This window comes from Cobetia sp. BMC6 (assembly GCF_029991385.1).
Classification (GTDB): Bacteria; Pseudomonadota; Gammaproteobacteria; order Pseudomonadales; family Halomonadaceae; genus Cobetia.
On sequence record NZ_JAKUMF010000005.1, the window covers coordinates 119,767 to 144,030 of the forward strand.

Annotated in this window: 19 protein-coding genes and 5 tRNA genes; 12 read left to right on the top strand and 12 right to left on the bottom strand. The window is 63.2% G+C overall.

Features of this window, described 5'->3' with window-relative positions; genetic code table 11:
* Positions 1 to 67: 67 nt before the first annotated feature.
* The 8 genes from MKZ40_RS11410 to MKZ40_RS11445 all read right to left on the bottom strand — a co-directional run bounded on the left by MKZ40_RS11410 (position 68) and on the right by MKZ40_RS11445 (position 6,673).
* Positions 68 to 1,189, bottom strand: a complete 1,122-nt coding sequence (locus MKZ40_RS11410) for a 5-(carboxyamino)imidazole ribonucleotide synthase (protein WP_175090019.1) — start codon at positions 1,187 to 1,189, stop codon at positions 68 to 70.
* A gap of 3 nt (positions 1,190 to 1,192) precedes the next feature.
* The gene (gene purE, locus MKZ40_RS11415; protein WP_043333193.1) at positions 1,193 to 1,711 is read right to left on the bottom strand and encodes a 5-(carboxyamino)imidazole ribonucleotide mutase; all 519 of its coding nucleotides are present in this window, start codon (positions 1,709 to 1,711) and stop codon (positions 1,193 to 1,195) included.
* 216 nt (positions 1,712 to 1,927) lie between these two features.
* A complete protein-coding gene (locus MKZ40_RS11420; protein WP_225996526.1) occupies positions 1,928 to 2,185 on the bottom strand; it encodes a DUF1653 domain-containing protein in 258 nt (85 codons plus the stop codon).
* A 73-nt stretch (positions 2,186 to 2,258) separates the two neighbouring features.
* Positions 2,259 to 3,152 (bottom strand): tRNA cyclic N6-threonylcarbamoyladenosine(37) synthase TcdA, encoded by an 894-nt coding sequence (gene tcdA / locus MKZ40_RS11425; protein ID WP_175090077.1) that lies wholly within the window; start codon positions 3,150 to 3,152, stop codon positions 2,259 to 2,261.
* A gap of 230 nt (positions 3,153 to 3,382) precedes the next feature.
* Positions 3,383 to 4,312 carry a pseudouridine synthase gene (locus MKZ40_RS11430; protein WP_254627114.1) on the bottom strand — a complete coding sequence of 310 codons (930 nt, stop codon included), beginning with the start codon at positions 4,310 to 4,312 and terminating at the stop codon, positions 3,383 to 3,385.
* 120 nt (positions 4,313 to 4,432) lie between these two features.
* Positions 4,433 to 5,269: a DNA-binding domain-containing protein gene (locus tag MKZ40_RS11435; RefSeq protein ID WP_175090017.1), complete on the bottom strand. Its 837-nt coding sequence runs from the start codon at positions 5,267 to 5,269 to the stop codon at positions 4,433 to 4,435.
* The gene (locus MKZ40_RS11440; RefSeq protein ID WP_175090015.1) at positions 5,266 to 6,225 is read right to left on the bottom strand and encodes a DUF692 domain-containing protein; all 960 of its coding nucleotides are present in this window, start codon (positions 6,223 to 6,225) and stop codon (positions 5,266 to 5,268) included. Before MKZ40_RS11440 ends, MKZ40_RS11435 begins: the two co-directional genes overlap by 4 nt.
* A gap of 181 nt (positions 6,226 to 6,406) precedes the next feature.
* Complete coding sequence (locus tag MKZ40_RS11445; protein ID WP_197738697.1) at positions 6,407 to 6,673, bottom strand: hypothetical protein; 267 nt, start codon at positions 6,671 to 6,673, stop codon at positions 6,407 to 6,409.
* 268 nt (positions 6,674 to 6,941) lie between these two features.
* Here MKZ40_RS11445 and MKZ40_RS11450 point away from each other — a divergent pair, with 268 nt between their 5' ends.
* Positions 6,942 to 9,440 (top strand): fatty acid cis/trans isomerase, encoded by a 2,499-nt coding sequence (locus MKZ40_RS11450; RefSeq protein ID WP_175090013.1) that lies wholly within the window; start codon positions 6,942 to 6,944, stop codon positions 9,438 to 9,440.
* Between the two features lie 213 nt (positions 9,441 to 9,653).
* On the opposite strand, the gene fnr is transcribed toward MKZ40_RS11450, so the two are convergent.
* From fnr to MKZ40_RS11470, 4 genes are all read right to left on the bottom strand, one after another.
* Positions 9,654 to 10,403 (bottom strand): fumarate/nitrate reduction transcriptional regulator Fnr, encoded by a 750-nt coding sequence (gene fnr, locus MKZ40_RS11455; protein ID WP_175090012.1) that lies wholly within the window; start codon positions 10,401 to 10,403, stop codon positions 9,654 to 9,656.
* Between the two features lie 368 nt (positions 10,404 to 10,771).
* Positions 10,772 to 11,041 (bottom strand): hypothetical protein, encoded by a 270-nt coding sequence (locus MKZ40_RS11460; RefSeq protein ID WP_175090010.1) that lies wholly within the window; start codon positions 11,039 to 11,041, stop codon positions 10,772 to 10,774.
* Positions 11,042 to 11,064: 23 nt separating this feature from the next.
* Positions 11,065 to 11,682, bottom strand: a complete 618-nt coding sequence (locus tag MKZ40_RS11465; RefSeq protein ID WP_175090008.1) for a cbb3-type cytochrome c oxidase subunit II — start codon at positions 11,680 to 11,682, stop codon at positions 11,065 to 11,067.
* On the bottom strand, positions 11,679 to 13,169 hold the full coding sequence (locus MKZ40_RS11470) for a cbb3-type cytochrome c oxidase subunit I (RefSeq protein WP_175090006.1): 1,491 nt from the start codon (positions 13,167 to 13,169) through the stop codon (positions 11,679 to 11,681). Before MKZ40_RS11470 ends, MKZ40_RS11465 begins: the two co-directional genes overlap by 4 nt.
* Before the next feature lie 322 nt (positions 13,170 to 13,491).
* Here MKZ40_RS11470 and MKZ40_RS11475 point away from each other — a divergent pair, with 322 nt between their 5' ends.
* The 11 genes from MKZ40_RS11475 (at position 13,492) to MKZ40_RS11525 (ending at position 24,188) form a co-directional block, all read left to right on the top strand.
* Positions 13,492 to 14,358, top strand: a complete 867-nt coding sequence (locus MKZ40_RS11475; RefSeq protein WP_254627113.1) for an alpha/beta family hydrolase — start codon at positions 13,492 to 13,494, stop codon at positions 14,356 to 14,358.
* Between the two features lie 216 nt (positions 14,359 to 14,574).
* Positions 14,575 to 14,650, top strand: a tRNA-Val gene (locus MKZ40_RS11480).
* Positions 14,651 to 14,728: 78 nt separating this feature from the next.
* Positions 14,729 to 14,805 (top strand) — tRNA-Asp (locus tag MKZ40_RS11485).
* A gap of 41 nt (positions 14,806 to 14,846) precedes the next feature.
* Positions 14,847 to 14,923: transfer RNA gene (locus tag MKZ40_RS11490), tRNA-Asp, on the top strand.
* 49 nt (positions 14,924 to 14,972) lie between these two features.
* Positions 14,973 to 15,049 (top strand) — tRNA-Val (locus MKZ40_RS11495).
* 4 nt (positions 15,050 to 15,053) lie between these two features.
* Positions 15,054 to 15,130 (top strand) — tRNA-Asp (locus MKZ40_RS11500).
* A gap of 461 nt (positions 15,131 to 15,591) precedes the next feature.
* The gene (locus tag MKZ40_RS11505; RefSeq protein ID WP_175090005.1) at positions 15,592 to 17,619 is read left to right on the top strand and encodes an NADPH-dependent 2,4-dienoyl-CoA reductase; all 2,028 of its coding nucleotides are present in this window, start codon (positions 15,592 to 15,594) and stop codon (positions 17,617 to 17,619) included.
* A 203-nt stretch (positions 17,620 to 17,822) separates the two neighbouring features.
* Positions 17,823 to 18,896, top strand: coding sequence for a pyridoxal-phosphate dependent enzyme (locus tag MKZ40_RS11510; protein WP_175090003.1), 1,074 nt, complete (start codon positions 17,823 to 17,825; stop codon positions 18,894 to 18,896).
* A gap of 199 nt (positions 18,897 to 19,095) precedes the next feature.
* The gene (locus tag MKZ40_RS11515; protein WP_175090001.1) at positions 19,096 to 20,181 is read left to right on the top strand and encodes a low specificity L-threonine aldolase; all 1,086 of its coding nucleotides are present in this window, start codon (positions 19,096 to 19,098) and stop codon (positions 20,179 to 20,181) included.
* Positions 20,182 to 20,884: 703 nt separating this feature from the next.
* On the top strand, positions 20,885 to 22,807 hold the full coding sequence (locus MKZ40_RS11520; protein ID WP_175089999.1) for a PrkA family serine protein kinase: 1,923 nt from the start codon (positions 20,885 to 20,887) through the stop codon (positions 22,805 to 22,807).
* A 97-nt stretch (positions 22,808 to 22,904) separates the two neighbouring features.
* Positions 22,905 to 24,188: a YeaH/YhbH family protein gene (locus MKZ40_RS11525; RefSeq protein ID WP_107335619.1), complete on the top strand. Its 1,284-nt coding sequence runs from the start codon at positions 22,905 to 22,907 to the stop codon at positions 24,186 to 24,188.
* Positions 24,189 to 24,264: the final 76 nt, after the last annotated feature.

Consider the following 24,264-nt stretch of genomic DNA (forward strand, 5'->3'; position numbering starts at 1 on the left):
CGAAACGAAAACGCCCCCGCTGCCGATGGCAGTGGGGGCGTTTTGTCTTCAGTGGCGCAGAACCGGCTTACTTGCCCAGTTCATTGACCAGCAGCGCTTCAACAGCCGTGATGCGTGCGTCGAGGCTCTCCTTGTCGCCAGCCAGCACCGTGATGTGGCCGATCTTGCGGCCCGCGCGCGGCGCCTTGCCGTAGTCGTGCAGGCGCGCGCCAGGAATGGCGAGCACGGCGTCACGTTCCGGCATGCGGCCGATGATGTTGAGCATCGCGCAGGGCGTGAGCATTGCGGTCTCGCCCAGCGGCATGCCGGCGACGGCACGCAGGTGATTCTCGAACTGGCTGGTGACGGCGCCTTCGATGCTCCAGTGCCCCGAGTTGTGCACACGCGGGGCGATCTCGTTGGCCAGCAGGCGCTCGCTGCCATCGGCGTTCTTGACGACGAAGAATTCGAAGGCCATCACGCCGACATAGTCGAGCTCGTGCATCACCTTGAAAGCAGCCGCCTCGGCTTCGGCCTGCAGGCCGTGGGAGTCGAGCGGGGTGGAGCAGTGCAGGATGCCGCTGCGATGTTCATTGCGCGACAGCGGCCAGGCGCGTGTCTCGCCATCGCGACCGCGTACCGCGATCACCGAGACTTCGTGATCGAAGGCGATGAAGCCTTCCAGGATCAGCGGCACACTGCCAAGTTCAGCGAAGGTGTCGGCGACGTCTGCCATCTCGCGCAGCACCTTCTGGCCCTTGCCGTCATAGCCCAGCGTGCGTGTCTTGAGCACGGCGGGCAGACCGATGGTCGCGACGCCCGCTTCAAGATCCGCCTGGCTGTCGACCAGCGCCAGCGGCGGCACCTCGATGCCAAGACGCATGAACAGCGATTTCTCGCTCCAGCGGTCACGCGCGGTATCCAGGGCACCAGCCGGCGGGAAGGTCGGGCGCTCGGCCGCCAGATGCGCGACGGCGTCCGCCGGCACGTTCTCGAACTCGAAGGTGATGGCGTCAGACGCTGCCACCAGCTGGGTCAGGGCCGCATCATCCTGCCAATCGGCGCAGAGGTGATGGCCGTGGACGCGACCGCAGGGCGAATCCGAAGGATCAAGGAAGGTAAAGCGGGCATTCAGGGCGGCGCCGGCCTGAGCCAACATGCGGCCCAGCTGACCGCCGCCGACGATACCGAAGCGGAACGGCTGGCTCATGGCTTACTCGCCTCCGTGGGACAGGCTGGGCGCGTCGGGGCGCGGGTCCGGATTGTCGAGCACACGGTCGGTCTGCTCGGCACGGAAGTTGATCAGCGCGGTGCGGATGGCCGGGTACTTGTTGGCCAGCTGGCTGGCGGCCAGCAGCGCGGCATTCACGGCACCGGCGCGCCCGATGGCCAGCGTGCCGGTGGGGATGCCGGCGGGCATCTGCACGATGGAGAGCAGGGAATCGACACCTGACAGCATGCTGGACTGCACCGGCACGCCCAGCACCGGCAGCCAGGTCTTGGCGGCACACATGCCCGGCAGGTGCGCCGCGCCGCCGGCACCGGCGATGATGACCTCAAGGCCACGCTCGGCAGCGGTATCGGCATAGTCGAACAGCAGGTCGGGCGTGCGATGGGCAGAGACGACCTTGACTTCGTGTTCGATCCCCAGCGCTTCCAGGGTTTCGACCGTATGGCACATGGTCGCCCAATCCGATTTTGATCCCATGATGACACCAACCAGTGCGCTCATGCTTCCTCCGCTCTTGACGTGGTATGAACCAGCTCACAGTGCCTGCCAGACGTGCCGGGCAATGCGCTGTGTGGGCGTGGCCGAGCCGCGCGGGCAGATCATGCCCGCAAGCGGCTCAATGCGTATGTCTGGAAAAACAAGCGGCGCAGTATAGCACCGCGACCGACAGGCGGCATGTACCTGTCTGGACGGTCAGGATGTGGGTGCGCCCGTGGATCAGCAGGACCACGCCGAGACCAGCGCGAAGCGTGGCACCGGCTCGCCCTGGATCTCGACGTTCTCCATGAACATGCTCAGCGGGCGCACCCACAGCCCGCATTCACCATACAAGGCACGATAGACCACCAGCAGTTCTTCGGTCTCGCTGTGGCGACTGGTGCCGATCACTTCGTACTGCGCGCCCTTGTAGTGGCGGTAGAGGCCCGGCACGGGACGATTTTCCGGCAGCGGCGGCATGGCAGGCAGGTCAGTCATGGCGATTTCCTTGAGGGTGAAGCAAGAAGCGAGAAGCAAGAAGCATTGAAGCCAACAGCGAGAAGCAGGCGTATCAGTCGGCAGCATTCGGCGCCTGGGCGTCATCAGCCACAGAGGTGTCATCGGCGGCAGGCGTGGCCTTGGCACCGCGGCGTGCGATGCGCGCCAGCGCACGGGCAGCGGCGGTGAAGCCGAAGCTGCCGGTGACGAAGGTGGCCGCACCGAAGCCGCCAGCGCAATCCAGGCGCGTGGCGCTGTCGCCGGGCTTGGTGGCACACACCTCGCCGTCGGCGCCGGGGTAGGTCAGCTGCTCGTCGGAATAGACGCACTCGACATCGAATCGGCGCTTCAGGTTGCGACTGAAATTGTAGTCGCGACGCAGCAGTGAGCGAACGCGCGCCAGCAGCGGGTCCTGCTCGGTGCGGGCAAGATCACCGATCTGGATGCGTGTCGGATCGAGCTGGCCGCCGGCGCCGCCCGTCACGGTCAGGCCCAGCTTGCGCCGCTTGCACCAGGCGATCAGCGCCGTCTTGGCGGGCACGCTGTCGATGGCGTCGATGACGTGATCGAGGTCGTCGTGGATCAGCTCAGCGAGGTTGTCCGGCGTGACGAAGGCCGAGATGGCGTGGATCTTCATCTGCGGCGCAATCAGCTGGCAGCGCTCGGCCAGCACCTCGACCTTGGGTCGGCCGATCTGGCCATCCAGCGCATGCAGCTGACGATTGACGTTGGACACGCAGACATCATCGAGATCGATCAGCGTCATCTCGCCGATGCCGGAGCGAGCCAGTGCCTCGGCGCTCCAGCTGCCGACGCCGCCGACACCGATCACCGCGACATGCGCGTGGCGGAAGTGGGCGAAGGCGCTGGCACCGTAGAGGCGACGGATGCCGCCGAAGCGGAAGTCGTAGTCGTCTTCTGCAGGGGCCTGGCTGGCAGCGCCGGCCGCAAAGAAGCTTTCCAGCATCCGTTCGCTGGCGGAGGGCGTGCTGTCGTGGGTCGACGGCTCGCCTGCGGGCTTGCGGTCAGGGCTCTGTTCTTCAGAGCTTTGGCTTTCAGAACTTTTGTTTTCAGAGCTTTTATTTTCAGGGCTCTGCTGTTCTGGGCTCATGTCGGTCGAGCCCGGGGTGTCGGAAGAGGTGGTCATGCGCAGCTCGCGAATCTCGGGGGAACGGGTGGCAATCGGCAGGGGCACGCTCAGTCAGCCAGGTCGCCGGCGGTCGCATCGAGCCAATGTCTGCTCGGGCGCTCTGCCAGATGTTCAGCGTAGCGTTCGGGCAGATGGCCCAGCCAGCCGAAGCGCTCCATCACTGCCGCGTAGGCCCCTTCTGGCGGGCATGACAGGCTCAGCCAGCCGCCCTCGGGATGGGGAAGCTCGAGCCCGACAGCCGCCAACAGCAGGCGGGGGCATTCCAGTGTCGTGGCGAAGTAGCGATTGTAGTTGCCCTTGCCATGCTTGGCGTCGCCGATGATCGGGTAGCCACGGCGTGACAGGTGACGGCGAATCTGATGGCGGCGGCCGGTCAACGGACGGGCCTCGACCAGCGAGAAGCGCGACTGCGGGTAGCGGTCGATGGCGATGGGCAGCTCGACTTGTGCCAGGCGGCGCGTGTCGGTGATGGCTTCCTGCTCCGGCATCTCGGCCTTGGGCAGCTTGCCATCTTCCTTGCGCAGACCGTAATCGAGGCGTTGTTGCTCGGGCGCGACGCCGCGCACTATCGCCAGATAGCGCTTGCTGACCTGCTGCTCCTCGAAGGCGGTGCTCAGCTTGCGCGCCGCCTGGGGCGAGAGGCCGAACACCATCAGCCCTGATGTGGGGCGATCGAGGCGATGCACGGGGAAGACATGCTGGCCTATCTGGTCGCGCAGGCGCTGAAGCAGAAACTCGGTCTCGTGCTTGTCGATGGGGCTGCGGTGTACCAGCAAGCCCGATGGCTTGTGAACCACCACCAGCACCTCATCCTGGAACAGGATGTCGAGTGGCTCGGCGGGTTCAGTCAGCTCAACAGGCTCGGTAATCTCAGCAGACTCGGCCTCGAGAGGCGTGGGCGTGGCGTCCGCCATCGTCGCAGGTGTCTGAGGCGCCGTCGGCGCGTCGGAGTGCGGAGCATAAGGAGAAGAGGGCATGGGCATCACGGCAGCAGGAAGACGAAAGCCGACCATCGCAATGAGGGTCGGCGTGTATTGTCCGGCTTTCGCCGCTGGCTGTCATGTCCGGCGTGGCGTCGGGCACACGGATGTCTGGCGTCAGGGCCTGATCAGCAGACCGGCGGCGAGCCACTGCACCAGCAGGTTGATCGCCACGCCCGGGGCTTGCTCTGCCCCCACCTGCGGCGTCAGCAGCTCACCGAGCCGGCCGAAGCTCAGGCCCTTGTCTCCGGCCGCGAGGATGGCGCCGAGAGCCAGGTCTTCCAGTGCATCGAGAGAGCGATAGTGCACCTCGGGCGCGCCAGCGGTGGGCTGGCGCCAGACGATCCAGGGCGTGGGCGTGTCGGACTCGACCGGCGCGCGTGGCGGCTCATCGTTGTCGATGGCCTTCCAGATGGCCGGCGTATCGAAGTGGAACGAGAAATGCTTGAGGGAAGGATGCGCCGCCAGGGCCAGCTCTGGCCACTCCTCGGGGGCCAGTGTCTGCAGGGTCTCGACACTCAGCGGGGTGCTGTCCACCACATCCAGCGCCAGCCCCAATGCCCACTCGAAGGCGGCCATCTCGGTCACCAGGGAACGCTCGGGTTCGCGCGCCTCGACGAAGGCCGGGAAATGCTGGCCTGCCCAGCGAATCGAATAATGACTCGGCGGGTGGGCCGCGAGGTAGTCACGACACAGCAGCCCGAAGGCGTCATCGCCGATCAGGGTGTGCACGGCCTCGAAATCCCCGCCGAAGACCTCGAAGAGCCGCAGCCGATAGGCCATCGCGTAGATGCCGAGGCGCTCCTCGGCGCTGGCAAGCTGATCACTGATGACGGACTCGGCCGCCGCGTTGCGGGTGCCAGGGCCAGGTGTCGCGAGGTAGGCGCCCGTGGTCTCCTGCAGCTGCGCCAAGGCACTGCGATCAGCTCCGCCTGCGGGGCTCGCTTGCGTCATGCGCGCAGCCCTCCGTGGTCTGCCGTCTGGTCCGTGTGCGCGGCATCCGCCAGCGGACGACCACTGCGTCGGCGCAGCTCGGCATACTCCTGCATCAATTCTGACCACGGCGGGAAGTTGTCGTCGCGCTCGATCATGGTGGCGACATCGCCGAAGCGCTCCCGCGCGGCATCATATAGTGTCCATACGGCGTCCGGGACGGGCTGGTCATGGGTGTCGATGCACAGCTCGCCGCCGGAGACTTCCTGCCGGACATGCCCGGCCAGATGGTGCTGCCAGACGCGCTCTGCCGGCATGGCGTCCAGATAGGTCAGCGGATCGAAGCCATGATTGTGGCTCGAGACGATGATGTTGTTCAGGTCGAGCAGGATCAGGCAGTCGGCACGGCGGCTGACCTCGGCCAGGAACTCCCACTCGCTCATCTCGTCAGGGCGCCAGGTCAGGTAGCTGGAGACATTTTCCAGCAATAACTGACGGCCGAGCGCGTTCTGGACCTGATCGATGCGCTCGGCCAGGTGGTCGATGGTGGCATCGGTGTAGGGCAGCGGCAGCAGGTCATGGAACTGATGCGCGCCGGTACGCGTCCAGCACAGGTGGTCGGAGACCCACAGCGGTTCGATGCGCTCGCACAAGGCGCGCAGTTCGCGCAGGTAACGGCTGTCGACAGGATGGCTGCCGCCGATGGATAGCGAGACGCCATGCAAGGCGATGGGGTAGTGCTCGCGGACTCGCTCGAGATGATGAAGTGGCTTGCCACCGGCGCTCAATCCGCCTCCCCTCATGCCGCCGGATTCGCTGGCGCCGTGTCCCATGTAGTTCTCGCTGATGGCTTCGAACCAGTCGATATCCGGCAGCGTCGTCAGAATCTCGTGGTAGTACTCGGGGCGCAGGCCCAGCCCCTGACCGATGCCGGCGCTGGCGGGTGTGGGCAGGCGAGTGGTGACCGCTGTCGTCATGTGTGAGTCCTCTTCTGAGCGAAGGCAGAGGGCGCGGAAAAGGGCGAGGCAGATGGCGAGTCAGGAGGGCTGAAAGACACTCGCCAAGGCTCTCAGACAGAAACAGAATCAGAGCCAGAATCAGGAACGGGAGGACGGTGTGCCGTCCTCCCGTCGGTAATTCGCCAGAGGCGTCTGAGGATCAACCCTCGACGACAGTACCACCTTCGCCGACACAGGATTCAGCGCTGGCAGTGTACGACCAGCCCTGGCCCTTGCAGGCGTTGTGGCCCTTGCAGGCGCTGTTGGCGGTCGCGCATTCGGAGGTGCCCTTGCAGGAGTTGATGCCGGAGCATTTCACGGCATTGTCACCGGCGTGCACCGGCAACGAGGTCAGAGCGGCAGTGGAGAACAGCGCGGCGGCAGCGGCGGCGAAGGTGGCAGCAGTAACGGTCTTCTTCATGGTCATGATGGCTTCCTATCGGGCAGGGCCCGTATTTTTTGAATTATGGATCAGGAACATCGTGGCACCCGCTGCGTCAGACAGCTCGTTCAGGCGGGTCATGACGTCATACGCCGTCAAAATAAAGTTGGATGCGGTAGCGCCAAAAAAATCTGGCATCATTGTTCACTATGCTTGGAAAGGCAGTCTTGCCGAATTAGTGAGCATGCTTATGGTACGCTTTCGCCATCATCTGCCCGATTGCCGATATCCCTTCCTCTTGCTGGAGTTCCCCATGCCGGACCTACTTCGACGCCTGTGGCGCATACCGCGCTGGCGCTGGAGCATCGTGCTCGTTCTATTGTTGGGGGGCTGCAGTGCCGTCGCGATTCATCAGCTCGATGAGCGTTTCGGCCCCGCGTCACCGCGTGAGCGGGTGGTGTCTCACGACAGCCTTGCCGGGCGTCAGTGGGAGGATGAGGTAAAGCCGGTGATTGAGACGCGCTGCGTGGTCTGTCATGGCTGCTACGACGCTCCCTGTCAGCTCAAGATGTCATCGGCCGCCGGGATCGATCGCGGCATGAATCCGGAGCCGGTCTACGATGGCACGCGCTTGCTGGCGGCCAATCTGACGCGCATGTTCGAGGACGCGGACACCACTGAGCAGTGGCGCAGCATGGACTTCTCGCCGGTGCTCAATGAGCGCTTCGACTCTCCGGCTGCCAATCTGGAGGGCAGTGTGCTGTTCCGTGCGCTCAGCCAGAAGCGCAAGGCGCCGCTGCCGGTGACGGAAGATGGCCGGCTGCCGGAAGACCGTTTCGACCTGTCGCTCAATCGCAGTCAGGTGTGTGCCCCCGTCGAGGGCTACGACAAGTTCGCCGAAGACCACCCTGACTGGGGTATGCCCTACGCCCTGCCACAGGTCAGTGATGAAGAGCACCGCACGCTGGTGAACTGGCTGGCCAAGGGTGGTGCGATGACGGGGCCGGCGCCGCTGCCCCAGGCGCTGTTGCCGCACATCGAGCAGGCCGAGCGCTTCTTCAATGGCGACAGCCTCAAGCAGCGCCTGATGAATCGCTATATCTACGAGCATCTCTTCCTGAGCCATGTGTATTTCCCGGGCATCAAGGGCGCGGATGGACGGCCGATCTTCTTCAAGCTGGTGCGTTCCAGCACCCCGCCGGGCGAGCCGATCAAGCGCATCTCCACGCGCCGTCCCTACGACCCACCCTACGCCTCCTATACCGGCGATGAACGCGCGAGCATGCCCCACGATGACGCCGGGCGGCCGCGGGTCTATTACCGTCTGTGGCAGGAGCGCGCGACGATCCTGGCCAAGAATCATCTGCCCTATGCACTCAATGATGCTCGCTTCAAACGTTGGCAGGCGCTGTTCCTGACGCCGGATTACCCCGTGAATGACCTGCCGGATTACGACCTCAAGACGGCCTCGAATCCTTTCCTGACCTTCGAGGCCATTCCGGCCGAGTCACGCTATCGCTTCATGCTGGATGAGTCGCAGAACACCATCATGGGCTTCATCAAGGGGCCGGTCTGTCGCGGGCAGGTCGCGGTGGATGTGATCAATGATCACTTCTGGGTCGGTTTCACTGATCCGAAGATGTTCAGTCACCCGGAAGTGGAGCGCACCCTGGCCGAGGAAGGAAAGAACCTCAGTTTGCCCGCCGAGCAAAGCAGCAACGCGTTGCCTATCAGCTCCTGGGTCAAGTTCGAGAGCAAGCAGACCGCCTATCTCAAGGCCAAACAGCGTCTGATGTCCCAGGCCTATCGCGATGGTGACCTGCGCCTGGATACGCGAGTGATGTGGGACGGCAGCGGCTGGGCCGACGGCCCCGGGCAGGGGCGCAACCCCAACGCGGCCCTGACCATCTATCGTCACTTCGACAATGCGGCGGTAATGAAGGGGCTGGTCGGTGGCGTACCCAAGACGGGCTGGATCATCGATTACCCGATGCTGGAGCGTATCCACTACCTGCTGGTCGCCGGCTTCGATGTCTACGGCAATCTCGGGCATCAGCTGGTCACTCGCCTGTACATGGACTTCCTGCGCATGGAGGGCGAGAACAACCTGTTGGTGCTGTTGCCGGCGGGCGAGCGCCAGGCGGTGCATGATAGCTGGTATCGCGACGTGAGCCCGGGGCTTGGGGGGCTGCTGTTCAAGAAACCGCCGCAGTTCGATGCGCCCAGTGACATTGTCTGGACACCGCAGGAGCTCTCGTCGCCGGACCAGGCCCGCCTTGGCCTGATGCGGCGCATGCAGGAGCGCCTCGCGCCGGAACTCGGGCATGAGCGCAGTCTGAGCAATGTCGAGGATGAGCATGTGCGACATGAGCTGCAGGCCCTCGCTGCGGTGCAGGGAGTCTCGGCCAGCCTGATGCCGGAGGTGACGATCGTCGCGCTGGAGGATGGCACTGATGACTCGCCACGCCTTTACAGCGTGCTGCGCAATTCCGCCCACGCCAACATCACCAGTCTGTTCGATGAGGAGGAAAACCGCCGTCCTGAGGAAGACACTCTCGATGTCTTGCGGGGCGTGGCGGGCGATTACCCGAATGCCTTCTGGCGATTGACGCCTGACACTCTGACGGGGCTGGCAGAGCGGGTGGCGGCACTCGAGACCGAAGAGGACTACCGCGCCCTGCAGGCCGATATCGGAGTGCGCCGGACTGATCCGCGCTTCTGGCAGTTCTCCGACAGCGTGCTGCGCGTCAACTATGCTGATCGCCCTGTCGAAGCGGGCCTGCTGGACTATAACCGCCTCGAGAACCGCTGATTGCCAGCGGGGCTTGAGCGGCCGAGACACGCTCTGTCGTCAGGGCTGTCTGGGTTGTCGAACTGTTTCGATGACTGACGACTGGCCTGTCAGAAAGCAGAAGCCCGCCACGCCCATTGCGTGGCGGGCTTCTGCCTTGTGTGGGACCGACATGGCGTCCTGCGGTAGATCAGCGCAGTGTCGCACCGCGTGATGTGCTGTCAGCAGGCGTCATCAGCGACCGCCCTGACACTCGCCCTCGGCCAGCTCGATCAGGCCATCCAGATGCAGGATATGCACCTCGCGGGCACGAATGTCGACCAGCCCCTGGGTCTGGAAGCGGGTCAGGATGCGGCTGATGGTTTCGACGGCCAGTCCCAGATAGTTGCCGATATCGGCGCGTGCCATCGAGAGGCGGAAGCTGTATGGCGAATAGCCTCGGCGACGGAAGCGCTGTGACAGGTTGACCAGGAAGCTCGCCAGCCGCTCATCGGCTGTCTTGCGTGACAGCAGCATCATCATGCGGCGATCTTCGTGCAATTCCTTGCTCAGGCTCTTGAACAGCTGGGTTCTCAGCTCAGGCATCTGCTCCGAGAGCGCATTGAGTCGGTCGAAGGGAATCTCGCAGACGGTGGTGGTCTCCAGCGCCACCGCGGTGCCGGGATAGCAATTGCTGTCGATGGCATCGAGTCCGGCCAGCTCGCTGGGCAGGTAGAAGCCGGTCAGCTGCTCCGTACCGCTGTTTTCATTGGTGATCTGCTTGAGGCTTCCGGAGCGCACCGTGAAGACGCAATCGAAGGCATCGCCCTGGGTGAAGAGGACTTCCCCTTTTCTGAGTGGCGCGCGACGGCGGATGATGGCGTCAAACTGGTCGATATCTTCCATGTTCAGTGCCAGTGGCAGGCACAGTGAACTCAGCGAACATGTCTGGCAGCGGGCTTCATGGGCGCGCAAGCGGTGTGATGCCTGTGCATTGGCCGTCATGGTGACTCTCCTGAGGAATGTCACCGCTACCCCTGGGGTAGGGCAGCGGGAGGGGTCTTTCGGGCGCAACGAACGGTGGGGCGGGGCCTTGTCGCCCGCCGCTGCACTGCTGAGCCGCAGTGTATCGAGCGGACAGAGTCTGAGCGCTCATCGGCCGAGGCAGCGCATTCCGTGACGCCATAATATTAGATTTTGTTAATTCATTATCCTGCCCAACCCATGGGCGTTGCAAGGTGTGTGAACTTTAGGCCTGGTTGACCCCGCGTGACCATACCGCGACGACCTGCCTCAGCCGAAGGCGCGAGTCAGTATGCAGTGACCAGCACTCAGGCATCAGTCGCTGGTCATCCGTCGCTGGCCATCTGGGCTCAGCCAGCTGCGCCGAGCAGCAGGATCAGCGCGGCGGCCAGCGTCGCCAGTGCCAGAATGCCCCAGGCACGTGGCGCTGGTGTGTCAGGCTGACGTATGCCGTTGATGCGATGTTCCTGCATGGGGCCATCGCCTTCGCGCTCGTCGCTGTCAGCGCGCGAAAGACTGCCCAGCGCCAGCATGGCGAACAACACCAGGCTGCCCAGCGTGAGGGCCAGCACCCAGAGATTCCAGAACAGGGGGAGGCCAGTTGTCTCCAGCAGATTCATGTCGTGTCTCCTGAGGGGGGCTGTCATGGGCTACGGCTGGCGGTGTCGCTCGCAGGGGCGGCCTGCTGCAGGTAGGCGAGCAGAGCCGTGATTTCGGCAGTGCCACGCACGTCATTGGGGGCGGCGAGAATCTCGTCTTCCGCGTAGGGTACGCCCAGGCCTTGCAGGGCTCGCATGCGTGCCGCGATACCTTCGCCGCTCAACGCCCGCTCGAACAGCCACGGGTAGGCAGGCATCGCCGAACCCGGCACCTGACTGCGCGGGTCATGCAGATGCAGGCGCTGCCAGGCATCGTCATGCTGCGCAGGCAGCTGGCTCAAATCCGTCCCCCAGCGCTCGACGCCCCACAGCGAAGGGCGGTCGTAGAAGCGTGCCCGGGTGGTCGTCGCATCGCCGTGGCGCGCCGTGTCGCCCGGTAGATAGCGCACCATGCGTGTGTGGCACTGCTGACAGCCCTCGCGTTGATAGATGCGCTGACCCTCCAGCGCCAGGGCGCTCAGCGGTTTGAGGTCTTCGGGCGCGCTGGCGAGACTGGGGTGAGCTCCAAGCGGCACCAGCTGGGCGAGGGCGCCGAGGCTCATGGTGAGCAGGCATAGTGCCGTCATCAGGCCGGCGTGTCGTTCGAGCAGGACATGTCTCATGCGTAGTGCCCTCCCGAGGATGTGGCAGGGGGCGTGGCAGAGGGTAATGCAGGGTGTATGGCAGGCTGTGATGATGTCTTCCGCGAGCCGGACTTCGGGAGCTGGCGCTCATGAGCGGCTTGCCGTTCGCTCTTGTGGACAGCCAGGGTGCGCATCACATTGAGGAGCATCAGCAGCATGCCGAGCGCACAGCAGGCGAGCCCGCCCAGCGAGATCATCATCGGCATGCGGGCCGCTTCCAGCACCTCGCTCAGGGTGTATAGCGGTCTGCCGTCATCTGCCAGCACATGCCACATGCTGCCTTGAAGCAGCGTGGTGGCCCAGCTGGCGGCAATGCACAGCAGGGTGCCGATGATGGCCAGCAGGGCATGGGTCTTGAGCAGCGCGAGGGAGCGCATCGGGGGCAGCAGGTGATAGGCCATCACGATGGCGACTGTCGCGACCACCCCCAGGCTTGCTGCCGGCGACAGGCTGTTGGTGGCACTGAAGGCTAGGGCATTGAGGGTCGGCAGTGACAGCAGGCTGTATTCAAGAACCGCAAGGGCGAAGCTGACCAGAGCTGCCGCCAGCAGGCAGATCAGCGGATCCCGGCGCAATGAGTGCCAATCCTCCTTGAGTGTCATCAGGCCATTGAGGCTGAGTGCCAGCCCCGGTGCCAGCAGCAGGAGGCCCATCGCCATGCCCAGCGTCTGACTCCAGGCTGGCAGGGCGCTCGCGAACAGCAGCGGAGCACCTCCCCATGTCACCAGCAGCACCAGCATCCAGAAGCTGGTGGTCGCCAGCCGATGCGAGTGGAGCGGCCGCCGCGAGCGGCTCATCACCATGTGATGGAGCAAGGCAATGAGGCCGAATGCGAACATGCCGCCGGGGAGTGGCCCGGCCTGCCAGCGCTGAATCAGTGCCTCGAGGCTGCCCGTGAAGAGCGGTATCGATTCAAGCAGGCCGATCGGCACGCTGAGCGAGATCAGCACATGCTGCATCAACACCAGCATCAGGCCGGCGATGAAGTACCAGCAGGCCACCGGCAGGCGGCGCAGCGTGCGCTGTTCCAGTACCGTGAAGAAGACCCACGCCACGGCCAGCCAGACGAGGGTCATCAGTAGATCGACGAGCCAGGGGGCTTCGGCCATGTACTGGCCCGAGGAGTAGCCTGCGACAATCGCCAGTGCGCCGAGCGCGACCACGGCCTGCCAGCCGAGGAAGGTGAAATGCATCAGCTTGAGCGTGAAAGGGGGCAGTGCGATATCCGGTATCGCCGTCTCGGCGTCCGTGCGTGATTCGCGTTGCAGGACGCTGTGCATGGCGATGGAGTAACCACCGGCGATCACTGCCGAGCCGCCCAGACCGTAGAGCAGCAGGTGGTGCTGCAAGGGGGCGAGGCGGCCGTAGCTCAGCCAGGCCACTTCCGGCCCCAGCGAGGGCCATAGCCAGATGAGGTTGAGCCATACGGCCAGACAGAGGCTGAGCAGGCCCCAGATGACGGCCATGCGAGCGAAATCATGGCTTACGTGATGATGATGGTTCACGCGGGGTTGGCAGGCCGAAGCCTCAAGAGCTGTACGCATATCACGACCTCGTCGGCAGTGGGCGAAAGCGCAGTGCTGGTGGCGACGGTGCTGGAAGCGGCGCTGCGGGAGCAGCCATATCACCGACGCCACTGTTCAGGGCGGCAGGGCTGGCGCTGACCGATATCACGCGCGACCATGGCCGACTGACAGGCCATCCCTCGCGCTGGAATGCAGCGTTTACCCCTCATCGGTTCCAGCGTTGTCTGGCGCGAGCCGTACGAGATCAACAGGAGAATTTCGCTTGCCCGCCGTCACTTCATCATCGGACGAAGATGCCAATGCGTCCAATACGGCTGAGGTCCCCAGCCCCTACGCCGAGGAAGGCTTTCGTGTCGCCAGCCTGGCCGACGTCGCCTTGGAGCTTGCTGCTCGCCAGACCATGTCCCACGACGCGCTGACAGCGCGAGGGCCGTGGCGAGGCTGGTTGGCGGAGCTTGGGCCTCTCGAGATCCATGGGCGTCCTGAGCGTGCCCTGCTGTTGCATGCCCATGGTGCCGGTGCCGGGCGTGAGACCGACTTCCATCAACGGTTCGCTGCTGCCTGCCTGGCGCATGACATGGCATGGCTGGCATTCGATTTCAGCTATCTCGTCAGGATGCGCTGCGAGCGTCGCCGCAGACCGCCACCCCGGCTGCCCGGGCTGATCGAGGAGATGGCGCGCTGGTGTCAGGCGCTGATGGCGTGTGTGGCAGACTTCGACTGCTTGCGGACGCTGCCCTGGCTGGTTGGCGGCAAGTCGATGGGCAGTCGTGTGGCCTCTCATCTGCTGGTGGAATTGGCCCAGGCGGCGCATGCGCCGTTGCCGGTCGGGTGGTACGCGCTGGGCTATCCCTTCCATCCCACGGGCAAGCCCGACAAGTTGCGCATCGACCATCTGCCGGCTATCCCGATGGCGGGTGTGATCTGTCAGGGCAGCCGCGATCCCTTCGGCACTCGAGAGGAAGTGACGGCATATCCGTTGCCGGAAAGCCTCACCTTGCATTGGCTGAATGATGGCGAACATGATTTCAAACCACGAAAAGTGAGTGGCGAGACTCGTGAAGGACTGATTTCGCGTGCGGCGCAGGCCTTGGCCCATCACCCGGCATTGGGTGGAAAGCGGCAGTGAATCATCATTATTCGAGGGGCATTACCCAGGCCTTCGATGGCGACAGCGGCATGTCAGAATGATGACGCAACGCTGATGTTTACTGGCCTGCAGGCAAGATGCAGCGGGAAAGTCCTGTCTTATCAATACTCTGTCGCGGGCGATTGCTGAAATTGCGCGTAAAAAAAGTATTGACTCATGGGCCGGATTCCGTAGAATGCAGCGCCAACGAGACAGGGGTGGTTAGCTCAGTTGGTAGAGCACCAGCCTTACAAGCTGGGGGTCACTGGTTCGAACCCAGTACCACCCACCATTTGAAAAAAGTCATTGCTTTTCAAAGCGTTACTTGATTAAATGGCCTGGTTCGTTAGCAGAAGCAAGCGTTTGTCGTGGACCGGTAGTTCAGTTGGTTAGAATGCCGGCCTGTCACGCCGGAGGTCGCGGGTTCGAGTCCCGTCCGGTCCGCCATTCTCGTTTGTCATGCGCCCGATGTTGAGTTGTTCTGAAGTGGACCGGTAGTTCAGTTGGTTAGAATGCCGGCCTGTCACGCCGGAGGTCGCGGGTTCGAGTCCCGTCCGGTCCGCCATCAGAATCGCGAGATATCACCGCTGCTTGCAGCAAAGATCGTTTGTGTTGGGTGATTAGCTCAGTTGGTTAGAGCACAAGCTTCACATGCTTGGGGTCACTGGTTCGAATCCAGTATCACCCACCAATGCGGACCGGTAGTTCAGTTGGTTAGAATGCCGGCCTGTCACGCCGGAGGTCGCGGGTTCGAGTCCCGTCCGGTCCGCCATTCGATCTACAAGAATTCGTGAAACCCGAGCTTTCGAGCTCGGGTTTTTGCGTTTCTGGCTGTCGAAAAGTCTTCAGTACTGATCCAGCCTCGCTTGTCTCCCGTTCTTGCCTCTCTACGTCTCGACCTGGCCCTGTTCCCGGCTTGTCGGCCTTCTCGGTGGACATCGCGACGCTCCCCTCCCCCCGTTGATGGGTATCCTGCACGGTTTTCCCCTCGCTGCTGTCATCTCTGGTCTCATTCGCGATGTGGCCTTTGGGAGTATTGAGCCCGGGGCGCGATGCTCTACACTGGGATCACTCGTTTCATACGACCGTTTGCCATCTGACCTCAGTCGTGGATGTCCTGACGACCTGTTACTGCTGATGGCCATGACTCATGAGTGTTGCTGATGAGAATGGCGGCGGCGCGATACAACAATGATTGTCCGAGGTGCTCGAGACAGCCAAGGAGAGACCGCAATGACTGCCTATCCGAATATCTTCCGTCCGCTGACGTTGGGCCATATCACGCTCAAGAACCGTGTGCTGATGGGCTCCATGCACACGGGGCTTGAGGAGACTCTCAATGGCTTCGCGCGCCTGGCGGCGTTCTATCGTGAGCGTGCACGCCATGGTGTGGCGCTGATCGTCACGGGCGGTATCGCGCCGAACGCGGAAGGGGCTGTCATGCAGGGGGCCGCGAAGCTGACCACCCCGGAGGAGGCGGAGCACCATCGCGAGGTCACCGAGGCGGTGCACGCCGAGGATGGGCGCATCTGTCTGCAGATCCTTCATGCGGGGCGTTATGCCTACTCACCGGATCAGGTCGCGCCCTCGGCGATTCAGGCGCCGATCAACCCCTTCACGCCACGCGCGCTGAGCACCTCGGAGGTCAAGGAGCAGATCGCCGACTACGTGCGCTGTGCCAGCCTGGCACGCGAGGCCGGCTATGACGGCGTCGAGGTGATGGGCTCAGAAGGCTATTTCATCAACCAGTTCATCTGTCGGCGCACCAATCAGCGCGAGGATGAGTACGGTGGCAGCTTCGAGAATCGCATCCGCCTGGCGGTGGAGATCGTCGCCGGTATCCGTGCCGCGCTGGGTGAGGACTTCCTGATCATCTATCGCCTCTCGATGCTGGATCTGGTCGACGAGGGCAGCACCTGGGATGAAGTGGTTGCGCTCGGCAAGGCCATCGAGGCGGCGGGGGCGAGCCTGATCAATACCGGCATCGGCTGGCATGAGGCGCGTGTGCCGACCATCGTCACCAGCGTGCCGCGCGCTGTCTTCACCGGGCTGACCCAGCGCATGAAGCAGGAGCTCAGCCTGCCGCTGATCACCACCAATCGCATCAACATGCCTGAGGTTGCCGAGTCGGTGCTGGCCGAGGGCCATGCCGACATGGTGTCGATGGCGCGACCGTTCCTGGCGGATCCGCAATGGGTCAGCAAGGCCAAGGCGGACGATGCTGCCATCATCAATACCTGCATCGCCTGCAACCAGGCGTGTCTCGATCACACCTTCCAGATGAAGCTGACCTCTTGCCTGGTCAATCCGCGCGCCTGTCATGAAACCGAGATGGTGATCGAGCCCGCGCGACATGAGCGCCGTGTGGCAGTGGTAGGCGCAGGGCCTGCCGGCTTGTCTGCCGCCGTGACGGCGGCAGAGCGTGGCCACGAGGTGGTGCTGTTCGAGGCGCAGTCCGAGGTGGGGGGCCAGTTCAATTTCGCACGCCGCATCCCCGGCAAGGAAGAGTTCGACGAGACACTGCGTTACTTCAACGAGAAGCTGGTGCGTTGTGGGGTCGAGGTGCGTCTCAATACCCGCGCCACCGCCGAGATACTGGCGGAATTCGATGCCGTGATTCTGGCCTCGGGCGTGAAGGCGCGGACGCCGGATATCGAGGGTGTCGAAGCCGGTATCGAGCGGGGTCAGGTGCTCAGCTATGCCGAGGCGATCAGCGCACCGGAGCGGGTCGGGCGTCGCGTGGCGTTGATCGGGGCTGGCGGGATCGGCTTCGATGTCGCGGAGCTGATGACCCACGTCGAGCCGTCGCCCTCGCTGGATGGTGAGCTGTGGTGCGAGGAGTGGGGGGTAGATCTCTCGGTCAGCACGCCTGGCGGCCTCAAGGCGCCCGTGATACCGCAGGCGCCACGTGAGGTGTGGCTGCTGCAGCGCAAGACCTCCAAGCCCGGCAAGGGGCTGGGCAAGACCACTGGCTGGGTGCATCGCGCGACCCTCAAGCAGCGTGACGTCAAGATGGTCGCCGGCTGTGAGTATCGCTCGATCGACAGCGAAGGCCTGACCGTCAGCCTCAATGGCGAAGAGCAGCATCTGGCGCTGGACAGCATCGTGCTGTGCGCCGGGCAGGATTCGGTGCTGGAGCTCAAGGCGCCTCTGGAGGCGGCGGGGGTGGAGCTGCATATCGTCGGTGGCGCCGACAAGGCGGCAGAGCTGGATGCCAAGCGTGCGATCGCGCAGGGCACCATGGCGGCCGCTGCCCTTTGAGTTGACCGCGATCACGCATGGGGATATTCAGCGTTGAGCTGAGCCTGACCACTGCCTAGACTGATGGAAGCCACCGCGGACGCCGTGCCTTTGTTGCATGTGCCTCCGTGGTGGCTTTGTCGTCTTCAGAGTTTGCCTCGGGCGCCGCGCCAGCGGCTCGATGCGCTCTGATTTCTGCCTTGCCGCCACGATGGGATCTGCTCATGTCACCGCACGCCGCCGCCTCACGCCATGCCACCGTTGAGGCTCTGATGCCGGACACCGAGGACAGTCCTTTGCCGCCGAAGAGGGAGGGCGCTCGGGCTTCATCATCGCAGGCCGCCTCCCCGCCGGTAGCCGAGACGCTGGACAGCCTGCTGGATCTGTTCACGCCGCCAGCGGTCGAGCGCCTGGCGTGGCCGCTGGCCGATGAGGCCGGTGTGATCGTCGAGTGCCTGCGCGCCGACACGCTGGATAGCGAGATTTCCGGCAACAAGGCCTGGAAGTTGCGTCTGCCGCTGGCCAGGGCGTTGAGCGAGAAGCGGGGTATCATCAGCTGTGGAGGGGGGTGGTCGAACCATCTGCATGCATTGGCGGCGGCGGGTGCCAGATTGGGCATCGAGACGCATGGCCTGGTGCGCGGGCACCCCGAAGCGCCGCTGACGCCCACGCTCGCCGATGCACGTGACAATGGCATGCGCTTGAGTTTCGTCTCGCGAGCAGAGTACCGGCAGCGCGACCAGCCTGATTTTGCCAGGCGCCATGGCGAGGGAGTATGGATTCCCGAGGGTGGCGGTTGCGCGGAGGGTGTCGCCGGGCTGGCACCGTTGGCCCAGGCGTTGGCCGAGCCGGTGCCGGGCGAGTCTGCGCCGCAGCTGGTGCTGCTGGCCTGTGGCAGCGGCACGACGCTCGCGGGGGTGCTGAGTGCGCTGGGTGAGCGCGATGGGCTGCGGGTCATCGGGGTGCCGACCATGAATCATGGCGATCAGCTCTATCATCGTGTGCGTCGCCTGCTGGCGGAGAGTGGCGGCAGCCAGCAGAAGACGCCGGAGTGGGGCTTGTGGCTGGGAGCGCAGGCCGGCGGCTTTGCCAAGGCACCTGACTGGTTGATCCAGTTCATTCAGCGCTTCGAGGCCGAGACAGGCGTTGCGGTGGAGCCGGTCTACACCGCCAAGCTGTTTGCGGCGCTGGCGCACCATCTGGTCAATGGTCTGATCGCACGCGGTACGCGCATTCGCGTGCTGCACAGCGGCGGCTTGCAGGGGCGGCGAGGTTATCCGGCGTTGCAGGCCATCTGAGGGTGCTGGCGAGGCGAGTGTCATCTGGCTCGTCTCCTCTCGCTAGGCGCCATCCGGTGGCTTGCGTGCAGCATTCACCTGCCACTGGCGGCGGCGTGCAGCGCTGTTATGATGGAGTTTCTGCAGCGGCTCCTGCCATCCGGGAGCCGTGTCTGTTTCACCGGACAGGGTGATCCCCTGTCCCGCTCTGGAAATTCCCATGACGACTGACGCCATTGCCCCGACCCCCGCTGCGACCTCTGCTGCCGATGAAGCGTGCACTTCACGCTTTCTGGCCAGTGACAACACGTCCGGTATCTGTCCCGAGGCGATGGCGTACATGATGCAGGCCAATCGTGATGACGATCTCGCCTACGGCAATGACCGCTGGACGCAGCAGGTCACCGACAGCTTCCGTCAGCTGTTCGAGACCGAGTGCGAGGTGTTCTTCGTCTTCAATGGCACCGCCGCCAACTCCCTGTCGCTGGCCCATCTGTGCCAGTCCTACCACAGTGTCATCTGCCACGAACTGGCCCATATCGAGACCGATGAATGCGGCGGGCCGGAGTTCTTCTCCAACGGGTCCAAGTTGCTCAACGCGCCGGGCCCCAACGGCAAGCTGACGCCGGAAGGCATCGAGCAGCTGGTCACCAAGCGCAGCGATATCCACTATCCGCGTCCGCGGGTGATCTCCCTGACCCAGTGCACCGAGGTCGGCACCGTCTACAGCCTGGAAGAGCTGCAGGCAATTCGTGAAGTGGCAGACCGTCATGACCTCCAGATCCATATGGATGGTGCCCGTTTCGCCAATGCCTGCGCCGCGCTGAGTGTCTCGCCCGCTGAGCTGACCTGGAAGGCGGGCGTGGACGTGCTGTGCTTCTCCGGCACCAAGAATGGTCTGGCCATGGGAGAGGCGGTGATCTTCTTCGATCGCAAGCTGGCACGCGATTTTGATTATCGCTGCAAGCAGGCCGGTCAGCTGGCCTCCAAGATGCGCTTCATCGCGGCGCCCTGGATGGGGCTGCTGGAAAATGATGTCTGGCTGAACAACGCCCGTCATGCAAACGGCATGGCGCAGTATCTGGCCGAGCGACTCGAGGCGCTGGAGGGCATCGAGCTGCTGTTCCCCAGCGAGGCCAACAGCGTGTTCGCCAGCTTCCCCGAGCATGTGCTGGCGGCGCTGCGTGAGCGTGGCTGGACCTTCTATACCTTCATCGGTGCGGGCGGCGCGCGCTTCGTCTGCTCCTGGAACACCACCACCGAGTTGCTCGACGCCTTGCTCAAGGATATTCGCGACGTGCTGTGAGTCTCTCGATTCAGGCGGTCCCCAAGGCGTGAGCGCCTCCCTCGAAATCCCCATCGCCCCGGCGATGGGGATTTTTTTATAGCCTGTTGTCCGGTCTGGTCAACGTCATGTGTGACTGAGGCAATAGTCTGATCAGGTTGGTAGCCACTTCGTCGCCAGTCTTTGTCTTCATGGTCTTTGTGGCGAAGCAGGAGGCTGTGTGAAGAGCGGCGGGGGTGGTCGGGTGAGAGGTGTGGACGCGATCATTCTTGCTCGACTGGCTGGTATGCAGTGTCGTCTGGGCGTGCGAGTGACTGGCGTCAACCGTCAGTCTGTTCCTATGCTCAGGGTGTGCTGCGGTGCAACATGACATGAGTGAATCACCCGCGACAGCAGAAGCATTGGTCGAGTTTTCGCGTCTTTCAAAGCTTTCTTCAACGCGTTGTCAGGGGCATTGAGGCGCGAACGTAGTGTCTGCTGACCCACTGGCTGCCGTAGATGCTGCGGTGCTTGGCAGAACTGGCTCCGCCGGCGGAAAGTTCGTTGAATGCATTCACTCACTGTATTGGACACCTGCACCCTATATCGACCTATGCTGATAAACACGCCGAGGCAGCCGTCCTGCGTACGCTATCCAGGCTGAGCGGACGAGCGAATCTTGCGGTCTTACCTGAGTGGGCCCGGCGATGGTCCCAGCGACTGATGTCGCGACAAGGAGGCTTCCATGAGCATCTTCGATCACGTGCAGAGCCGCTATGAGCGGATTCAGCAAGAAGAGATGAGTCTCCAGGAGTACCTGGAGTTGTGCCGGCAGGACGCTACTGCCTACGCCAGCGCTGCCGAGCGCATGCTGGCGGCCATCGGTGAACCGGAGGTCATCGATACCGCCAAGGACCCCAGTCTTTCCCGTATCTTTTCCAACAAGCTGATCCGCCGTTATCCAAGCTTTGCCGAGTTCTATGGCATGGAAGAGGCTATCGAGCAGATCGTTTCCTACTTCCGGCACGCGGCGCAGGGGCTGGAGGAGCGCAAGCAGATCCTGTATCTGCTCGGCCCGGTGGGCGGCGGCAAGTCGTCTCTGGCGGAGCGCCTCAAGCTGCTGATGGAGCAGATCCCCTTCTATGCCATCAAGGGCTCGCCGGTATTCGAGTCTCCGCTGGGGCTGTTCTCGCCGGAGGAAGATGGTGAGCTGATCGAGAAGGAGTACGGCATTCCTCGGCGCTGCATGCGCAGTGCCATGTCGCCGTGGGCTGCCAAGCGGCTCAAGGAATATGGCGGAGATATCAGCAAGTTCCGCGTGGTCAAGCTCTATCCCTCACGCCTCAATCAGATCGGTATCTCCAAGACAGAGCCGGGCGATGACAACAACCAGGACATCTCTGCGCTGGTCGGCAAGGTCGATATCCGTCAGCTGGAGCTCTATGCCCAGGACGATCCGGATGCCTACAGCTTCTCCGGCGGGCTGTGCAAGGCCAACCAGGGGCTGATGGAATTCGTCGAGATGTTCAAGGCGCCGATCAAGGTGCTGCACCCGCTGCTGACCGCGACCCAGGAGGGCAATTACAACCCGACGGAAGGCATGGGCGCGATTCCCTTCGATGGCGTGGTGCTGGCGCACTCCAACGAGAGCGAGTGGCAGGCATTTCGCAACAACCGCAACAACGAGGCCTTCCTTGATCGCGTCTATATCGTCAAGGTGCCTTACTGCCTGCGTGCCTCCGAGGAGGTCAAGATCTACGCCAAGCTGCTGGAGCATTCGTCGCTGAATCAGGCGCCCTGTGCCCCGGATACGCTGCGCATGCTGTCCCAGTTCATCGTGCTGTCACGTCTGCGTGAGCCGGAGAATTCCAGCGTCTACTCGAAGATGCGCATCTATGACGGCGAGAACCTCAAGGATACCGATCCGCGCGCCAAATCGATCCAGGAATACCGCGACAGCGCCGGTGTTGACGAGGGGATGGACGGGCTCTCGACGCGCTTTGCCTTCAAGATTCTCTCCAAGGTCTTCAACTTCGATGCCAGTGAGGTCGCGGCCAATCCGGTCCATCTGCTCTACGTGCTGGAGCAGCGCCTCGATCAGGAACAGCTGCCCAAGGAAACCCATGAGCGCTACCTGCGCTATATCAAGGAATACCTGGCACCCCGCTACGTCGATTTCATCGGCAAGGAGATCCAGACCGCCTATCTCGAGTCCTATTCCGAGTATGGGCAGAACATCTTCGATCGCTATGTGACCTATGCCGACTTCTGGATCCAGGAGCAGGAGTATCGCGATCCCGAGACCGGCGAACTGCTGGACCGTCAGTCACTCAACGAGGAACTGGAGAAGATCGAGAAGCCCGCGGGCATCTCCAACCCGAAGGATTTCCGTCACGAGGTGGTCAACTTCGTGCTGCGCGCACGGGCGCAGAACAACGGTACCAACCCGAGCTGGCAGTCCTATGAAAAGCTGCGTGCGGTGATCGAGAAGAAGATGTTCGCCAATACCGAAGAGCTGCTGCCGGTCATCTCCTTCAATGCCAAGGCCTCGGCATCTGATCAGCGCAAGCACGAGGACTTCGTGGCGCGCATGGTGGATCGCGGCTACACCGAGAAGCAGGTGCGCCTGTTGTCCGAATGGTACCTGCGTGTACGCAAGTCGCAGTAAGCCCTGCCGACTGACGACAGGCCTGCCGGCGGGCTCGATTGCCGTCGGCACTTGCCATCCGGCCATCCGCTGAGGGCGGGGCCGGCAAGGAGGGCGAATGAGTTATTTCATTGATCGACGCAGCAATGCACGCAACAAGAGTGCAGTGAATCGACAGCGCTTCATTCGGCGCTATCGCAGTCATATCAAGCGGGCGGTGGAGGATGCCGTCAATCGGCGCTCCATCACCGACATGGAGCGCGGTGAGGAAGTCTCCATCCCGACGCGTGACATTTCCGAGCCGGTGTTCCAGCACGGGCAGGGCGGCAAGCGGCGTGTGATCAATCCCGGCAACAAGGAATTTGTCGAAGGGGACCGCATGCGCCGTCCCGGTGGTGGCGGCGGGGGAGGTGGCAGTGGCGAAGGCCAGGCCTCCAATCAGGGCGAAGGGGAAGACGACTTCGCCTTCACCCTGTCGCGTGAGGAATTTCTCGAGTTCGTCTTCGACGGGCTGGAACTGCCGCATCTGGAGCGCAAGCAGATCGCGGACATGGAAGAGGTGCGCCCGGTGCGCGCGGGGATTGCGCGTGACGGCACACCGGCACGTATCAACATCGTTCGCTCGATGCGCTCGGCACAGGCGCGGCGCATCGCGATGCGTTCCCCGATCAAGCGGGCGCTGAAGGAGGCTGTCGAAGCGCTGGAGCAGGAGGAGCGCAAGGACCCGGTGCTGCGCAACAAGGTGCGCATCAGTGAGCTCAAGGCGGAAATCGAGCGGCTCGAGGCGCGCCTCAAGGCGGTGCCGTTCCTCGATACCTATGATCTGCGCTACAACCACCTCATCAATCAGCCGATGCCGTCCAACAAGGCGGTGATGTTCTGCGTGATGGATGTCTCGGGGTCGATGACCCAGGCGCACAAGGACATCGGCAAGCGTTTCTTCCTGTTGCTGTATCTGTTCCTGGAGCGCAACTATGAGAAGGTCGAGCTGGTCTTCATCCGTCACCACACCGCTGCCAAGGAAGTCGATGAGGAGGAGTTCTTCTACTCCCGCGAAACCGGCGGCACCATCGTGTCCAGTGCCCTCACGCTGCTCGATGAGGTGATCGAATCGCGCTATCCGGCCGGTGAGTGGAATCTGTATGTGGCGCAAGCCTCGGATGGCGACAACTGGGACGATGATTCCACCAACTGTCGCGAACTGATGATAAAGAAGCTGATGCCGCGCCTGCAGTACTACGCCTATGTGGAGATCACGCCGCATGCCCATCAGGCGTTGTGGGAGGAGTACGAGCGGGTCGAGGCGGAATTTCCGGAACGTTTTGCCATGCAGCAGATCGTCGAGGCAGGCGATATCTACCCGGTATTCCGCGAGCTGTTCAAGCGCCGCATCAGCGCCTGATCACATCATTCGACGTGCCCGGCAGTCGCGCCGGGTCAGGAGGCCTCATGAGCCATGGTCTTGATGGCGGTCTTGA

Excerpts from the sequence above, each read along its gene's own strand:
- MKZ40_RS11410 (WP_175090019.1), bottom strand. The coding sequence starts at position 1,189 with ATGAGCCAGCCGTTCCGCTTCGGTATCGTCGGCGGCGGTCAGCTGGGC.
- purE (WP_043333193.1), bottom strand. The coding sequence starts at position 1,711 with ATGAGCGCACTGGTTGGTGTCATCATGGGATCAAAATCGGATTGGGCG.
- MKZ40_RS11420 (WP_225996526.1), bottom strand. The coding sequence starts at position 2,185 with ATGACTGACCTGCCTGCCATGCCGCCGCTGCCGGAAAATCGTCCCGTG.
- tcdA (WP_175090077.1), bottom strand. The coding sequence starts at position 3,152 with ATGCTGGAAAGCTTCTTTGCGGCCGGCGCTGCCAGCCAGGCCCCTGCA.
- MKZ40_RS11430 (WP_254627114.1), bottom strand. The coding sequence starts at position 4,312 with ATGCCCTCTTCTCCTTATGCTCCGCACTCCGACGCGCCGACGGCGCCT.
- MKZ40_RS11435 (WP_175090017.1), bottom strand. The coding sequence starts at position 5,269 with ATGACGCAAGCGAGCCCCGCAGGCGGAGCTGATCGCAGTGCCTTGGCG.
- MKZ40_RS11440 (WP_175090015.1), bottom strand. The coding sequence starts at position 6,225 with ATGACGACAGCGGTCACCACTCGCCTGCCCACACCCGCCAGCGCCGGC.
- MKZ40_RS11445 (WP_197738697.1), bottom strand. The coding sequence starts at position 6,673 with ATGACCATGAAGAAGACCGTTACTGCTGCCACCTTCGCCGCCGCTGCC.
- MKZ40_RS11450 (WP_175090013.1), top strand. The coding sequence starts at position 6,942 with ATGCCGGACCTACTTCGACGCCTGTGGCGCATACCGCGCTGGCGCTGG.
- fnr (WP_175090012.1), bottom strand. The coding sequence starts at position 10,403 with ATGACGGCCAATGCACAGGCATCACACCGCTTGCGCGCCCATGAAGCC.
- MKZ40_RS11460 (WP_175090010.1), bottom strand. The coding sequence starts at position 11,041 with ATGAATCTGCTGGAGACAACTGGCCTCCCCCTGTTCTGGAATCTCTGG.
- MKZ40_RS11465 (WP_175090008.1), bottom strand. The coding sequence starts at position 11,682 with ATGAGACATGTCCTGCTCGAACGACACGCCGGCCTGATGACGGCACTA.
- MKZ40_RS11470 (WP_175090006.1), bottom strand. The coding sequence starts at position 13,169 with ATGGCCGTCATCTGGGGCCTGCTCAGCCTCTGTCTGGCCGTATGGCTC.
- MKZ40_RS11505 (WP_175090005.1), top strand. The coding sequence starts at position 15,592 with ATGACTGCCTATCCGAATATCTTCCGTCCGCTGACGTTGGGCCATATC.
- MKZ40_RS11510 (WP_175090003.1), top strand. The coding sequence starts at position 17,823 with ATGTCACCGCACGCCGCCGCCTCACGCCATGCCACCGTTGAGGCTCTG.
- MKZ40_RS11515 (WP_175090001.1), top strand. The coding sequence starts at position 19,096 with ATGACGACTGACGCCATTGCCCCGACCCCCGCTGCGACCTCTGCTGCC.
- MKZ40_RS11520 (WP_175089999.1), top strand. The coding sequence starts at position 20,885 with ATGAGCATCTTCGATCACGTGCAGAGCCGCTATGAGCGGATTCAGCAA.
- MKZ40_RS11525 (WP_107335619.1), top strand. The coding sequence starts at position 22,905 with ATGAGTTATTTCATTGATCGACGCAGCAATGCACGCAACAAGAGTGCA.